Genomic DNA, 14,676 nt, shown 5'->3' on the forward strand with positions numbered 1-14,676 from the left:
CCCTAATTTATATCACATTATTTAAGCAATATGGCTTTAGTTTTTAATTATTTATCCCCTTAGTGACATCTACCAGTATTTATTCATTTATTAGGTTTTGATCTAGTTATTTTAACTTAGTCTGAAAAAATCTCTCTAACACAAATTAACATAGCATAGTAACAAAACTATTTTTCACTTTAACTGTTTTCTTCATTTTATATTATCAGCGCGAGCTTGATTCATAATCGCTTTGGACATCCATTGGGCTAATTCTGTTACTTGAGCATCATCCATTTTCCAAATATCTTTTAATACTAAAAATATTTCAGAACCATAAATAACAGAAAAAGCTCGAATGACTCTGTCTATAATTTCTTGCGGATATTCTGATTTCATTGGCGATGTCACCATCGCAAGAATTTCTTTACGATTTCCGCGTTCTAGAGGCTTATCTTTAATATTTTGTGGAGCAGCTCGCCCCTGTGCCCATTGCTGTAGTGATACTTGCAGTGCGGCGCGCAAAACACCTTCATGTTCAAACATACGTGGAAAAGCATAGGTTAATAGCTCGCCAATACGCTCTTCGGTTTGCTCACTTTGTGGCCGCCAAGTTAAAATAGGACCTAAACTTTCATTAACCGTTGCGGTAATTAAATCGGCTTGTGTCGGAAAATAACGATATGCTGTCGCACGAGAAACTCCCGCCTCAACTGCCAATTCAGAAACAGAAGGCATCGCCCCTTTTTCAAATAAATCTAAAGCTGTCGTAACCAATAATACATAGGTCCGTTTTCGTGTCCCTTTGTATTCTGAGAGTGAGTGAGTTTTAGACATTAATTTATCCTTAAAATACTGTCACTTACTATAAGGCCAGTTAGCGTTAATGAAAACACATAAGTGTAAACAGGTAAATATACTTAATTGATAATTTGAAAAGATTTATCTATGGAGGTGATTTCAACGATAATAGCAAAAATCATAACAATCACATTTAAATCTTTTAATCTTCTACATGTATTCGAAGTAATTCAAGATTATTAATAAGTATTTATTACATTTTATCAATAGGATATGAATACTAGCAACCAATGTCTTTCACAATAAAACAAAAAATGAGACTACGGTCTCATTTTAAAACTAAACCAAATGATACCATGGTCTCATTATGATGGAAAATTCAACGCTCGTTTTACTCTGAAAGGGTTGTTCTATAAAAAAACATCCGGGTTTTATTTATGTTGTAACGACGCTTGACACTAAAAGTGCTGAACTATTTTATGTCAGTGAATTAATCAAAAACGCCGGATTAGCGGTACGTACCGTTGACCTGACAACACAGCCAACGCAATTAGAAAAAAACGCAGATATCAGCGCACATACCGTTGCTAGTTTTCATCCGCTCGGCACTGAAGCCGTTTTCTGCGGTGACCGTGGTAAAGCCATTGAAGCCATGGCACATGCTTTCAGCCTTTATCTTGCCGCACAAACAGATGTTGCCGCTATTCTTGGCTTAGGCGGGTCAGGAGGAACAGCTCTCATCACACCGGCCATGCAAGTATTGCCTGTGGGTATTCCAAAATTAATGGTTTCCACTATGGCTTCAGGGGACATTTCTGGTTATATCGGTGCGAGTGATATTTCAATGATGTATTCCGTCACTGATGTATCAGGTTTGAATATCATTTCTCGCAAAGTATTAAAAAATGCAGCCAATCAAATCGCAGGAGCTGTTTGGTTTGATGACGAAGAACAACCGCATGACTTAAAACCAGCAATTGCACTCACCATGTTCGGGGTAACGACCCCATGCGTACAACAACTTACAACACAGTTAGAGGCGCAATATGACTGTCTAGTTTTCCATGCGACAGGCAGTGGTGGTAAAGCCATGGAAAAACTGATTGATAGCCAATTACTGCATTCAGTTTTAGACATTACAACCACCGAAGTGTGTGACCACTTATTTGGTGGCGTATTGGCTTGTGATGAAGACCGTTTCGGTGCTATTGAGCGTACTCAGACCCCTTGTGTGATGTCTTGTGGAGCCTTGGATATGGTGAATTTCGGCCGTCCTTCCAGCGTGCCTGAACACTGTCAAGATCGCTTGTTTTATCACCACAATGCTCAAGTCACTTTAATGAGAACGACCAAAGAAGAAAACCAACAAATGGGTCGTTGGATTGCAGAAAAATTAAATCGTTGTCACGGTGAAGTGCGCTTTATTATTCCAACAGCAGGGTTTTCGGCATTAGATATTGACGGTGCTCCATTTTGGGATCCTATCGCAGACCAAGCCTTCATTGATGCTTTAACCGAAAATCTAATCATAACAGAGAAAAGACAGCTTATTTTGAGTCCTTATCATATTAACTCCTCCGAGTTTTGTGACCAGGTTATTCAGCTTCACCAGGAAATTTTGAACAAATAATAGAGGTTAACTATGAAACATAACCGCGCAGATTTATTAAAAAAATTTAGAGACATGATTGCTCGGGGAGAACCAATCATCGGTGGTGGCGCAGGAACAGGGCTATCAGCTAAGTGTGAAGAAGCGGGCGGTATCGATTTAATCGTTATCTATAACTCAGGCCGTTATCGCATGGCAGGTAGAGGTTCACTTGCAGGCTTATTAGCCTATGGCAATGCAAATGAAATCGTTATGGATATGGCAAAAGAAGTTTTGCCCGTGGTGAAACATACTCCTGTCCTTGCCGGTGTGAATGGAACAGACCCATTCTGCCAATTCGATAAATTCCTCGATGACATCAAAGCAACAGGCTTCGCAGGGGTACAAAATTTCCCTACCGTCGGGCTAATTGATGGTAACTTCCGCGCCAATTTAGAAGAAACAGGAATGGGCTATGGGTTAGAAGTTGAGATGATCCGCCTCGCTCATGAGAAAGATTTACTCACTACGCCTTACGTTTTTAGTGCTGAAGATGCAATTGCAATGACTAAAGCCGGGGCTGACATTATTGTGCCACATATGGGGTTAACGACCGGGGGAAATATTGGAGCTGAAACCGCACTGACGCTCAAGGATTGCGTTCCACTAATCAATGAATGGGCAAAAGCGGCAAAAGCAGTACGCGAAGATGTGATTGTTCTGTGCCACGGTGGCCCGATAGCCACCCCTGAAGATGCTGAATACATTTTAGCCAACTGCCCTGATTGCCATGGTTTCTATGGTGCCAGCTCAATGGAGCGTTTACCAACAGAAGTAGCATTAACTGCCACCACACAAAAATTTAAATCAATTACACGTTAGTTTTTTTACTTTATGTTTTGCCAACACCAGGCGCCTACTTCGGTAGGCGTTTTTTTTATTTTTTAGCTGGGTTTAAATAGCGCCATAACACCCAGAGTAATGATGTCGAATAATATAAAACCCCAAATTGGATAACCATTAATGGGTTTTCTGTCGCTCCAGTCATCTTGAGCATGCCATAATAGTTATTTTGCTCCAAATACTGTTCCGTTAACCCACCTTGCGGTAAATAACGACCAAGCAGCATGATAATAATAAAATACGCGACATAATGACGTAATTTGGCAATGCCTTCATCAAAAGCATTAAAATGGCTATTCATATCATTAGCCTGTTTTCGTCCAATAATAATACGATTAATTAATGTTGCGGCATAAATATAGAGGATCGCAGAGGAGTTAATTTGTGTGGTATGAAAAATATACGCAACGCCACCTAAAATCGCGGCAATCACAATAAAGAAAAAACCTTTCGCCACAACAGCCATCATGGTGCTCATATGAATCAAAATAAATTCAAATAATAAAATCAATACCATGTTGTAAATAACAGCCACCCCAGACCATTGAGGTGAAAACCAAAGTGACAACAAAAATACAATATAAAAAATAGTGAGCCCGTGCTCAACCAATGTTGGCAACGTCCCCATTATTCCTTGCGGTTCTTCTGATTCAAGAAAATAATGTTTTTTGTTCGTCCCTATAGTCGACGTATTTTTGCGAGGAGTTTTCCTTTTTTTTATCTTTCTAGCCACAAAGTTATTTCCCTTTTTCCTGGTAAATAGAATGCCCTTTGCATAAAAAATGCATTAAGCAAGCCATAAATACAGGCATACCAAAGTAGAGCACGCCAAAGGCAAAAGCCACATGGGGTTTATCTGGGAATTCACCACCGCTAGAGATACTCGAATAATAGCCAATAGACCTTAAATATTCAGGCGTTAACCCGCCATAAGGCACGAGGAAAGATAAAATTAACACTGAGAAAATACAGAACATAAAATTAAGTGCCATTAATGCTGAATAGCCCATATTTTCTGAACGTTCTTGCTCTGTTCGGCTGGTTAAACCAAAAAGCATTCGATTTGCAACAGTGGCACTGTATAAATATAAAATTAATGGGGAATCACCTAATACTGACATATTAATGGCCAGTGCAAAAAGACCATAGAAAAGAGCAAATAACGTTAATATTCTCCAATCACGAAATACCGCCATAAAGACGCCCGAGTGAACTAAAATAAATTCAAAAATCAGGATCAATGTCAGGTTATAAATAATTTCTACCGTATAGTATTCAGGAAAAAACCATACCGATAAAATAAAACCAACATAAAATAATGAAAAACCGTAGTTTATTATTTTAGAAAAAGCACGAAGAATACTGAAAGAGTGCGAATTCTCCTTCACACTTTTTACTGAAGATTGTTTTGGGAAAAAACCTTGGCTTTTATCTTTCCCACTCCTTGGTGGCTTTACCATTACCTCACTCCATGCCATCAATACCACTTTATTAATAAGCTACTTGATAATACAAAAAATAAACAGTGGTTAAAGTCTGAATGATAGACTCGAGACAGGATAAAGTGTAAAACATATCGACAAGATGGCATGAACGTAGAAACGCCATGCCACAGATAGACTAAATGGAAATTAAACCAGTTTGGCGATCAGCGTATCTAAGTCACCTTGTAAGAAATTTACCGGTGGAATTTCAATCACAGTATAGGCGCCTGCGGCTTGTTTCATCGTCGCTCGTGCGGCAGAAACCATAAATTGAGACGTCAGTGCAGGGTTATTAATGCGCATTGAATATTCGAACAACTGGTTATGTGTTGCCCCTGAAACGCCTTTATGAGTCATGTGCACACCGTGCCCAACATCTTTTAGTGCATCAATGCTATCCACCTGACGAATATGTGTTTCATCAGAAGAAAAGTAGCTGTCTGCTTTAATCGCTTGAGCCACTTCATCGAACTTAGCGCCACCGTCTAATTCAACATAAACCATACGACGATGAACCCCTGTTCCTAATGGAATTGTGACAGAAAGTGCATCTTTTACGCCATTGATAGCCTTAGCGGCCACACTGTGCCCCATACTCATCCCCGGACCAAAATTCGTATAAGTTACCCCTTTTGGTGCCATTGCTAACATCAATGTACGCATAATCGAATCAGAACCGGGATCCCATCCGGCAGAAACAACCGCCACGCTATTATGCTGCTTCGCGATATCATCTAAGCTACGTTTTAAAGCCACAATATCCGAATGTACGTCAAAGCTATCAACCGTATTAATTCCCAAACTTAAAATTTTTGCTGCTAATGGGCCGATTGCACGCGTAGGTGAACAGAGTAGCGCAACATCAACTTTTCCTAATTTTTCAATATCATCAACCACTTTGTAGGCTGAAAGTTCTGCAGGAATATCTTGTGTATTACGACGAACTACCCCGACTAACTCAAAATCTTCAGCGGCCAGAACAGCTTCTAGTGCATAGCGACCAATGTTACCGTAGCCCACTATTGCTGCTTTAATTTTTGTCATTTTTGCTCCTATACAGTTCTGATGTTGCTTATTAAATTATTTATAGCGAAATTGAATTTAACAGAATAATTAAAAGTAAACAAAACATTAGCCTAATTAAATCAGACGCATTTTAACCCTATTTTCATTATTGAAATCCATGTAGAATTAGCCACTCAGAAAGCTTTCCCTAACATTCATGAATATATAAAGGTTCTCAATGCATCAATCCGATGTGACTGAGCGGTCACTCTTTTCGCTCAGCTGGCCAATTTTTATCGATATTTTTCTTCATTTGGCCACATTATTAATTAATACCTATATGGTCAGTCACGTTTCTACTGCCTACCTTGCTGCTATGGGGGTGGGAAACCAAGTATTTGATCTATTTATCACTATTTTTAACTTTATTAGTGTGGGGTGTAGCGTTGTTATTGCCCAGTACCTTGGGGCAGGGCGTAGAGAAAAAGCCAGCCAAGCAATTCATATTTCAATCGCTTTTAACTTTATTCTTGGCTTTTCCAGCGCATTAGTTGCGTTATTTTTTGGCTATAGCATTCTAACTATCATGAATATGCCATCACATTTAATGGCTGATGGTTATACTTATTTACGTATATTAGGGATTTGTTTAATTCCAGAAGCAATCTCAATTATTTTAGCAGCATGCTTGCGGGTTTATGGTAAAGCGCAGCCTGCAATGTGGGTCACATTAATCGCTAATGTAATTACCGTATTTGGTAACATCATTGTGCTTTATGGTTTCTTCGGCTTACCTCAATATGGGCTGGAAGGCGTTGCTTGGTCAACTGTCGTAGGGCGTATTGTTGCCGTTATTTTACTTTTCTGCCTACTGTTTTATGGGCTGAGAATTAAATTTGTCCCAATGATGTTAATACACTGGTCACGGAAAATATTGGGGAAAATTTTACACATTGGATTACCCTCTGCGGGGGAAAATCTCGTGTGGATCCTCCATTTCATGACCGCATCTGCATTTATCGGTTTAATGGGGGAAACGTCCCTCGCGGCACAAACGCTCTATTTCCAATTGTCATTGTTTATCATGCTGTTTGGGATCTCTATCAGCATTGGTAATGAAATTATGGTTGGTCACCTTGTTGGCGCAAAGCGCTTTGAAGATGCCTATAGGCGCGGTGTAAAAAGCCTTAAAATGGGTTTTTACGTAACAATTGGTGTCGTTATCGCCTTTTGGTTATTCCGCGATCCTATTTTAAATAATATTACGGATGACCAAGGTATTATTAAGGTACTGCTGCCATTATTTTTACTTTCGGTGTTCTTAGAGCCTGGCAGGACAATTAATATCGTGATGGTAAATGCCTTGCGTGCTTCTGGCGATGCTCGCTTTCCGCTATGTACTGCCATTATTTTTATGTGGGGCGTTGCTATCCCATTAGGCTACTTCTTAGGCATAAAAATGGAGATGGGTCTCTTAGGCATTTGGCTAGGTTTCTTTGCTGATGAATGGCTGCGCGGCTTAACCAATGCATGGCGCTGGCGCTCACGTAAGTGGCAAAGTAAACGCCTTGATGTAGAAAACTAACCTTTTCAATTATCACTTGGTCCTGTCGAATTTCATAGGCAGGACTTTTGTGACAAAGCTCAAAGTTAGAAATATTTCATTTTTATAGTTCAAATTAGAGATAATATTTCTCCCCACTCTCTTTAAATCCCCTAACTTAGTGAAGTTTTTCTCCAGACTGTTGTTTAAAATAATAAAATTGAAAAAGATTTTATTAAGGGGATTTGCCATGCATGCTCAATCACAACCACTACTTTGGCAATATTTTATCAACGCAGTAAAACAAGAAGTAAAACCTGCCTTAGGTTGTACTGAGCCGATTTCATTGGCATATGCTGCCGCCAAAGCCGCTTCATTACTTGATGGAGCCGTGATCCGTGTCTGTGCTTTTGTCTCCCCTAACCTCATGAAAAATGGCATGGGTGTAACTGTACCCGGAACAGGTATGGTTGGTTTACCTATTGCCGCAGCCCTTGGCGCAATTGGCGGTGATCCTGAAGCGGGTTTAGAAGTATTAAAATCAGCATCTACGGATGCTATTGCATTGAGTAAAAGCATGTTAGCTCAAGGGGCTATTACCGTTAATATCAAGCACCCTTGTGATGATGTCATATACTCCGAAGCCACGGTATACACACAAACTGGATCCGCAACCGTTATCATTGCGGGGTCTCATACGAATATTGTTAAAATGATCCACAACAGTCATACCGTATTTGATGCCACGACAGCTCAACCTCATCATGAATCTCCTGTTGACTGTGCGGCAGACGTCCCACTGCCGCCAGTCACCGCTAAATCTGTTTATCAATTTGCTACCGAAGCGCCATTAGAAGATATTCGTTTTATTCTTGAAGCGGCCCATTTAAACGAAGCCTTATCTCAAGAAGGTTTACGCAATGTTTATGGTTTACATATTGGTAAAACATTGCAAACCCAGCGAGATCGTGGCCTGCTTTCAAAAGACTTAATGTCAGAAATTATGATCCGTACCTCTGCGGCCTCTGATGCTCGAATGGGAGGGGCTGTATTGCCAGCCATGAGTAATTCAGGATCAGGTAACCAAGGTATCGCTGCAACCATGCCAGTGGTTGTCACGGCTGATTATTTACAATCTTCCGAAGAACAACTGGCTCGCGCCTTAATGTTGTCGCACCTAATGGCGATTTATATTCATAATCAGCTCCCTGCATTATCGGCACTGTGTGCCGCGACAACCGCAGCGATGGGGGCTGCGGCAGGCATCGCCTGGTTACTCGAGTCCCGATATGAAGTCGTTGCAATGGCAATTTCCAGTATGATTGGTGATGTTAGCGGTATGATTTGTGATGGTGCGTCAAACAGTTGTGCCATGAAGGTGTCAACCAGTGCGAGTGCCGCTTATAAAGCCGTGTTGATGGCATTAGATAATAGCTGTGTTAGAGGGTCGGATGGTATCGTTTCTGATGATGTCGACCAGTCCATTGCCAACTTATGTTCTCTAGCAGCGGGGTCTATGAAGCATACTGACGTGCAGATTATTGAAATTATGGCCGCTAAAGCGCGCCCTTAACGCCGTAGCGTTGTTGGCTGCATTCGCCAACCCTAGTCACATACTTGTGTATGCTCCTAGGGATTGGCTCTTTTGCCGTCTTGCTACGTCGCTAATTCTTCGCCCTTAACGCCGTAGCGTTGTTGGCTACATTCGCCAACCCTAGTCACATACTTGTGTATGCTCCTAGGGATTGGCTCTTTTGCCGCCTTGCTACGCCGCTAATGACTTTGAATTTCTTTTTTTGAATTGTTCTATTTAGAATTAACTTCTAGGGCTGCGAATTTTTCGCGGATCATCTCTTCTGGTAGGTCAATACCAATAAACACTAATACACTGCGGCGTTGTTCATCAACGTCCCAGTCTCTATCCCAATCCGCACTGTAAAGGCGCTGAACACCTTGGAATAGCAACCGCTTTGGCTCATCCACAATGGAAAGTATTCCTTTATAACGCAGTAAATTATCAGCAAAACCAAGTAATAATTCTTCCATTACCTGAGAAACTGCCATCAGTTCAACAGGGTAATTAAATTCAAGGACAATTGAGCCCACTTCATTTTGTTGTTTAGGGGCGAAACGGAATGTCGGCTGTTTGACATTCAATTGTGAATCCAATAAAAAGCCTTCGATGTCCAATAATAAATTCAGGTCGATATCACCGTGAATAACGGGGTAAATCGGTGCCCTGGCATTAATACGTTGTAAACGTTCAATTAAAGCTTCATTATTTGGCTCAATATCGGTTTTGGTCAATAAAATACGGTCTGCATAGCCAATCTGCGCTTGGGCAATGGCGAAGTCATTCAATTGTTTATCAGCGTGGACAGCATCCACTAAGGTAATAATGCCGTCTAATACATAACGTTCACATAAGACTTCATGGGAAAAAAAAGTTTGAGTGATCGGGCCTGGATCTGCCATGCCAGTGCACTCGATGACTAGACGGTCAAAGTCTAATTTTCCACTATCAAGGCCATCTAATAGGTCTAATAAGGCATTTTCTAATTCATTCGAACGGCTACAACAAATACACCCATTACTTAATGTAGTAATTTGTGTCGCACGATCACCAATTATTGCGTTATCAATGGGGACTTCACCGAACTCATTTTCAATCACTGCGATTTTATGACCATGCTCAGCATGAAGAATATGGCTAAGGAGAGTCGTCTTACCTGCACCGAGAAAACCGGTTAAAATTGTTACGCTAATAGGTTTCATTATTGCCCTCACACTTCATTGATTAACAGCAGCGAAATCCGCCTTTACCACTACCACCATACCGTGCATCTTGTCTTTCGCGAAAAAACTCTTTATATGTCATCACGGGTTTATCTGGGTGATTATCACTCATATGCTGTACATAGGTATCATAATCAGGAATACCAATTAACATTCGTGCGGCTTGCCCGAGGTATTTTCCTGTTTTGCCGAGATTTCCAAACATCAGCCTCTCCAATACAAATGCCCTACATCATGAGTACACAATGTAGGGCGACCTTTCATTTATCAAACACCTTTCGATGTTCAAATTCGTTGAAGGGTAACTTAATGTGAAGATGAAACTTTCACGCCCTCTTCAGGTACAGGAACATAAGGTGTTTCTTTGTCTGTACGCTCTGGGTTTTTGTATGCTTTCATCCCAACACGGATACCGTAGAAAATGATACCGTAGACAACCACTAAGAATAGAATACTCAGGCCTGCGTTGGTGTAGTTATTAATAATAATGTGATTCATATTAGTAATTTCTTGTGCAGTTAATTCTGCACCACCTGCCGCAATCTTATCTTTATAAGATTTCGCTAAGTATAGGAACCCTTCCAGTTGTGGGTTATCACTGAATAATTTCAGTCCTAATGCCCAAGTTGTACAGATTAATAGCCATACCGCAGGTAAGACGGTCACCATAATGTATTTACTGCGTTTCATCTTAATCAATACAACTGTACTTAAGATTAAAGCAACCGCGGCTAACATTTGGTTCGAGATACCGAACAGAGGCCATAGGCTCTTAACACCGCCCAGTGGGTCAACAACGCCTTGATACAATAAGTAACCCCACAGGCCAACACATCCCGCTGTACCGATGATACCCGCAACCAGTGAATCAGTTTTCTTCAAGAACGGAACAAAGTTACCTAATAAATCTTGCAGCATAAAGCGGCCAGAACGGGTTCCTGCATCCAATGCTGTTAAGATAAACAGAGCTTCAAACAGAATACCAAAGTGATACCAGAAGCCCATATTTGCCGCAGGCATGATTTCATGGAAAACATACGCAATACCTACTGCTAATGTCGGCGCACCACCTGCACGGTTTAACACCGACGGCTCACCAATATCTTTAGCTGTTTGCATGATTTGTTCAGGTGAAATCACAAAGCCCCATGAACTCACTGTAGCAGCTGCATGAACAGATACATCTTTGAGCTGAGCCATGATAGCTGCGCCATCTGGGCCACCCAACTCATGCAAGTTAGGCATTGTAATACCCAACGCTGCCGGTGGTGTATTCATTGCAAAATACAGACCTGGTTCGATAATAGAAGCCGCTACCAGTGCCATAATCGCAACAAATGACTCCATTAACATTGCACCATAACCGATGTAACGCGCATCTTTTTCGTTTGCTAATAACTTAGGTGTAGTACCTGAAGAAATTAACGCATGGAAACCGGATACCGCACCACAAGCGATGGTAATAAATAAGAATGGGAATAGAGTACCTTTCCAAACAGGGCCGGAGCCATCAACAAATTGTGTGACTGCTGGCATTTTTAATTCAGGGTTTAGAATAACGATACCAATCGCTAAACCAACGATAACCCCAATTTTCAGGAAGGTCGCTAAGTAGTCACGAGGCGCTAAAATCAACCATACAGGTAATAATGCTGAGATAAACGCATAACCCACTAATGCATAAGTAATTGTCGTGTCTTTGAATGTCAGTGCTGGGCCCCAGTATGGGTCGTGAGCAATCACGCCACCAAACCAAATAGAAGCCACTAACAGAACAATACCGATAACAGAAACTTCACCTACGCGTCCCGGCCGGATATATCGCATATATATCCCCATAAACAATGCGATAGGCACCGTTGACACAACGGTGAAGACACCCCATGGGCTTTCTGCCAAGGCTTTCACCACTATCAATGCTAATACAGCAAGGATAATGATCATAATTAGGAAGCACCCAAAGAGCGCCAGCGTTCCCGGAATTGGGCCAAGCTCCTCTTTAACGATTTCCCCTAATGATGCACCATTACGGCGTGATGAAATAAATAACACCATGAAATCTTGCACCGCACCGGCTAACACAACCCCCGCAAGCAACCATAAGGTGCCGGGTAAATAGCCGACTTGAGCCGCAAGAACCGGTCCGACTAATGGCCCTGCCCCTGCAATCGCGGCAAAGTGGTGACCAAATAGGACATTTTTATTTGTCGGAACATAGTTTAACCCATCATTATTAATGACGGCAGGAGTCGCACGTGTTTCGTCCAGCTTCATCACTTTCTTAGCAATATATAAGCTGTAATACCGATATGCGATGAGATACACCGCCACAGAAGCGACGACAATCCACAGAGCACTGATGTGCTCACCACGTCTGAGTGCGACTACCCCCAAGCAGACCGCGCCGATTATTCCTAGGATCATCCACGGAATGTGCTTTAAAATACCATTTTTGTTCATAGAACACCCTTCTGAGGTAAAACGAACATGCCATTGATTTTGTATTAACCACCATAAAAAACGATATCGCTGTGTTTTCATTGCTTACCATTTATCGTTGATGGCTTTTTAATTGGCAGTGGTTGAACTGTATTACATTAAAAAATTGAGCTCTGCCATGGTGTATATGGTATGAAATTACACTCTACAAATGACTAAAGTTAGGCTAAGTGGTGACATAAGGAATTAAGCGGTTTGTTTTTTACTTTGAATGGTTTTTAGGAGGGCTAGATACGGCCAAAAATGTGATCTATATAACTATTTTAATTTGTTTTCAATAAGTTAAAAACTAAGTTTAATATGAGTAAAATGAGAGTTATTGTGAATAAATCTCATTAATAACGTAAAATTCAAAAGTGGTTTATCTAAAACTGTATAATACCTATTTACTATTAGCGTGTAATCGTTGTCCATTTACCACCAACCCACCAACTGTGTTCACCGTCTGTTTGTGTTTCACATCCGATACCGACTTTTGCTTTTCCTGCTTCAAATGGATACGCGCAATCATAAATTGCATCAATCACAATTTCTCCTGTTATTGCGTCTGCAAAACCAATTTTATCTTCTTTGCGTATTCGATATACCCCGTCTTGTGCTTCATCAGGCCAATTATCAAAATAGTAAAGTTGGTAAATCTCTTCTCCTTTTTGGTTAAAAACAGCCAAACCTTTATTAGGTGATTTTCCTAAGCAATACTTAAATGAAGATTGTTGCTCAAAACACGCAATTTTATCTTTTTCGTTCTCTACCCATAAACTAAATTGTTGTTCAAGATTTTGCGCTGTTGATAAAACAGATATTAATCCTAGAGACATTAAACCCACTACATAATGAATCTTCATAACTTTCCTTGCTCTACTTTTACGCCTAATAGGTGATAAGAAACCAAGCTTATCTGATTTGTTCTATTGAATACTCACTTAATAAAGATAGCTGATATCCCTTTCAATGAAACTAGGAATAACGGTAAACAAAGTCTTATATAAGAATAATCTCAAGACTGAAATTGAGTCATCAACTAGAAATGATGGGGTAACATACCATGCTTATTTATCAAACCTATTCACCCATATAACATATAAGACCAAAAACCAACTATCGATATCACTTAAGACAATGAAAAACCACATAACCAATTGAAACAAATAAGAATTAACAATTAGAAATCAATTAAAAAAACAGAAAAATGCATTTTCTGCCTGTTTGACAACCTACGTGAGTAGAATTAATGTTAATCACGTTCTCCGGTGAACCTGTGTTCACTAAATAAATACTAAGACATTTAAAATTAAGTTTTTATGAAGAAGTAAATTGTTTATTAAATATCTAATATTAATAAACTCGTTTTATTAATAGATTCTTAAATAATGATTGTCGGGTTGTTAATATTTATTAATAGAATAAAAACTTAATCTGAAATATGAAACTTTAAATATATATTAATTTAAAAACAAAATTAAAATTTTTCCATATACTTAGGAACTATGATTATGAAATTAAATAAACTTGCTCTGATTGGTGCTTCACTGTTGCAACTCTTTCTTCTCAAGCTTTTGCTGCTCAAGATACAACTGTTAACTTTAATGCACGTTTAGTTGCTGCAACTTGTAATATTAGCACTTCTAAAGACTTAATCAGCTTAGGAACTCACTCAAACGAAAAAATTGATACAGCTAAAGCATTATCAGAAGCAAACTTTAATTTAGTTTTAAATAACTGTACTAAAGTCTATGACGCTGCCGCTGGTAGCGATAACGAAGCTGGAAAAGCAACTACTGTTTCTATCTTAGCAACAGGTGAAGCATTAACTGGCCATTCAGACATGTTTGCAGATGCTCAAGCATCACAAATCAGTGTTAAGTTAGCAGCTGGTAAAGATAAAGTTGCGGTTAAGCCTAACACAACAACTGAAGTTGCAGACCTGAAAGTTACTGGTCAAAGTGATTACATCATCCCAATGGTTGCAGGTCTTTATGCAACAACAACTGATGCTGTCGCTCAAAACTTAAACGTACCAGTAACCTTCAGTGTTGCTTACGACTAATAACAGTCGTCCGTTAGTTTAGCTAGTAATG

13 protein-coding genes are annotated in these 14,676 nt (G+C 40.0%); 5 read left to right on the forward strand and 8 right to left on the reverse strand.

What is annotated here, in order from left to right; all coding sequences use genetic code 11:
- Positions 1-192: 192 nt before the first annotated feature.
- Positions 193-816 carry a TetR/AcrR family transcriptional regulator gene (locus tag PSF67_RS16055; protein ID WP_102139428.1) on the reverse strand — a complete coding sequence of 208 codons (624 nt, stop codon included), beginning with the start codon at positions 814-816 and terminating at the stop codon, positions 193-195.
- A gap of 376 nt (positions 817-1,192) precedes the next feature.
- Between PSF67_RS16055 and PSF67_RS16060 the strand changes: the two genes are divergently transcribed.
- Both PSF67_RS16060 and PSF67_RS16065 read left to right on the forward strand, forming a co-directional pair.
- The gene (locus PSF67_RS16060) at positions 1,193-2,410 is read left to right on the forward strand and encodes a Tm-1-like ATP-binding domain-containing protein (RefSeq protein WP_195697628.1); all 1,218 of its coding nucleotides are present in this window, start codon (positions 1,193-1,195) and stop codon (positions 2,408-2,410) included.
- A 12-nt stretch (positions 2,411-2,422) separates the two neighbouring features.
- On the forward strand, positions 2,423-3,250 hold the full coding sequence (locus PSF67_RS16065; protein WP_206276232.1) for a phosphoenolpyruvate hydrolase family protein: 828 nt from the start codon (positions 2,423-2,425) through the stop codon (positions 3,248-3,250).
- Positions 3,251-3,305: 55 nt separating this feature from the next.
- Here the strand turns inward: PSF67_RS16065 and PSF67_RS16070 are convergent, their stop codons facing one another.
- From PSF67_RS16070 to PSF67_RS16080, 3 genes are all read right to left on the reverse strand, one after another.
- Positions 3,306-4,004: a hypothetical protein gene (locus PSF67_RS16070; protein ID WP_272677252.1), complete on the reverse strand. Its 699-nt coding sequence runs from the start codon at positions 4,002-4,004 to the stop codon at positions 3,306-3,308.
- A 4-nt stretch (positions 4,005-4,008) separates the two neighbouring features.
- Positions 4,009-4,731: a hypothetical protein gene (locus PSF67_RS16075; protein WP_102139432.1), complete on the reverse strand. Its 723-nt coding sequence runs from the start codon at positions 4,729-4,731 to the stop codon at positions 4,009-4,011.
- 171 nt (positions 4,732-4,902) lie between these two features.
- Positions 4,903-5,799, reverse strand: a complete 897-nt coding sequence (locus tag PSF67_RS16080) for a diaminopimelate dehydrogenase (RefSeq protein WP_102139433.1) — start codon at positions 5,797-5,799, stop codon at positions 4,903-4,905.
- Positions 5,800-5,998: 199 nt separating this feature from the next.
- Between PSF67_RS16080 and PSF67_RS16085 the strand changes: the two genes are divergently transcribed.
- On the forward strand, positions 5,999-7,345 hold the full coding sequence (locus PSF67_RS16085; protein ID WP_102139434.1) for an MATE family efflux transporter: 1,347 nt from the start codon (positions 5,999-6,001) through the stop codon (positions 7,343-7,345).
- Between the two features lie 208 nt (positions 7,346-7,553).
- Positions 7,554-8,876 carry an L-cysteine desulfidase family protein gene (locus PSF67_RS16090; protein ID WP_272677253.1) on the forward strand — a complete coding sequence of 441 codons (1,323 nt, stop codon included), beginning with the start codon at positions 7,554-7,556 and terminating at the stop codon, positions 8,874-8,876.
- Positions 8,877-9,109: 233 nt separating this feature from the next.
- On the opposite strand, the gene yjiA is transcribed toward PSF67_RS16090, so the two are convergent.
- The 4 genes from yjiA to PSF67_RS16110 all read right to left on the reverse strand — a co-directional run bounded on the left by yjiA (position 9,110) and on the right by PSF67_RS16110 (position 13,443).
- The gene (yjiA, locus tag PSF67_RS16095) at positions 9,110-10,078 is read right to left on the reverse strand and encodes a GTPase (protein ID WP_102139437.1); all 969 of its coding nucleotides are present in this window, start codon (positions 10,076-10,078) and stop codon (positions 9,110-9,112) included.
- A gap of 22 nt (positions 10,079-10,100) precedes the next feature.
- Positions 10,101-10,304: a YbdD/YjiX family protein gene (locus PSF67_RS16100; RefSeq protein ID WP_004260586.1), complete on the reverse strand. Its 204-nt coding sequence runs from the start codon at positions 10,302-10,304 to the stop codon at positions 10,101-10,103.
- Positions 10,305-10,405: 101 nt separating this feature from the next.
- Positions 10,406-12,559, reverse strand: coding sequence for a carbon starvation CstA family protein (locus PSF67_RS16105; RefSeq protein WP_102139446.1), 2,154 nt, complete (start codon positions 12,557-12,559; stop codon positions 10,406-10,408).
- Positions 12,560-12,990: 431 nt separating this feature from the next.
- The gene (locus tag PSF67_RS16110) at positions 12,991-13,443 is read right to left on the reverse strand and encodes a WG repeat-containing protein (RefSeq protein ID WP_166265755.1); all 453 of its coding nucleotides are present in this window, start codon (positions 13,441-13,443) and stop codon (positions 12,991-12,993) included.
- Between the two features lie 791 nt (positions 13,444-14,234).
- Here PSF67_RS16110 and PSF67_RS16115 point away from each other — a divergent pair.
- Positions 14,235-14,645, forward strand: coding sequence for a type 1 fimbrial protein (locus tag PSF67_RS16115; protein ID WP_229597617.1), 411 nt, complete (start codon positions 14,235-14,237; stop codon positions 14,643-14,645).
- The last annotated feature ends 31 nt before the right edge of the window (positions 14,646-14,676 follow it).

Origin of the sequence: Providencia sp. PROV076 (assembly GCF_028483405.1) — a bacterium.
Classification (GTDB): domain Bacteria; phylum Pseudomonadota; class Gammaproteobacteria; order Enterobacterales; family Enterobacteriaceae; genus Providencia; species Providencia huaxiensis.

Bases quoted from the DNA above. Each gene is read 5' to 3' on its own strand.
- PSF67_RS16055 (WP_102139428.1), bottom strand. From the start codon at position 816: ATGTCTAAAACTCACTCACTCTCAGAATACAAAGGGACACGAAAACGG.
- PSF67_RS16065 (WP_206276232.1), top strand. From the start codon at position 2,423: ATGAAACATAACCGCGCAGATTTATTAAAAAAATTTAGAGACATGATT.
- PSF67_RS16075 (WP_102139432.1), bottom strand. From the start codon at position 4,731: ATGGTAAAGCCACCAAGGAGTGGGAAAGATAAAAGCCAAGGTTTTTTC.
- PSF67_RS16080 (WP_102139433.1), bottom strand. From the start codon at position 5,799: ATGACAAAAATTAAAGCAGCAATAGTGGGCTACGGTAACATTGGTCGC.
- PSF67_RS16085 (WP_102139434.1), top strand. From the start codon at position 5,999: ATGCATCAATCCGATGTGACTGAGCGGTCACTCTTTTCGCTCAGCTGG.
- PSF67_RS16090 (WP_272677253.1), top strand. From the start codon at position 7,554: ATGCATGCTCAATCACAACCACTACTTTGGCAATATTTTATCAACGCA.
- yjiA (WP_102139437.1), bottom strand. From the start codon at position 10,078: ATGAAACCTATTAGCGTAACAATTTTAACCGGTTTTCTCGGTGCAGGT.
- PSF67_RS16100 (WP_004260586.1), bottom strand. From the start codon at position 10,304: ATGTTTGGAAATCTCGGCAAAACAGGAAAATACCTCGGGCAAGCCGCA.
- PSF67_RS16105 (WP_102139446.1), bottom strand. From the start codon at position 12,559: ATGAACAAAAATGGTATTTTAAAGCACATTCCGTGGATGATCCTAGGA.
- PSF67_RS16110 (WP_166265755.1), bottom strand. From the start codon at position 13,443: ATGAAGATTCATTATGTAGTGGGTTTAATGTCTCTAGGATTAATATCT.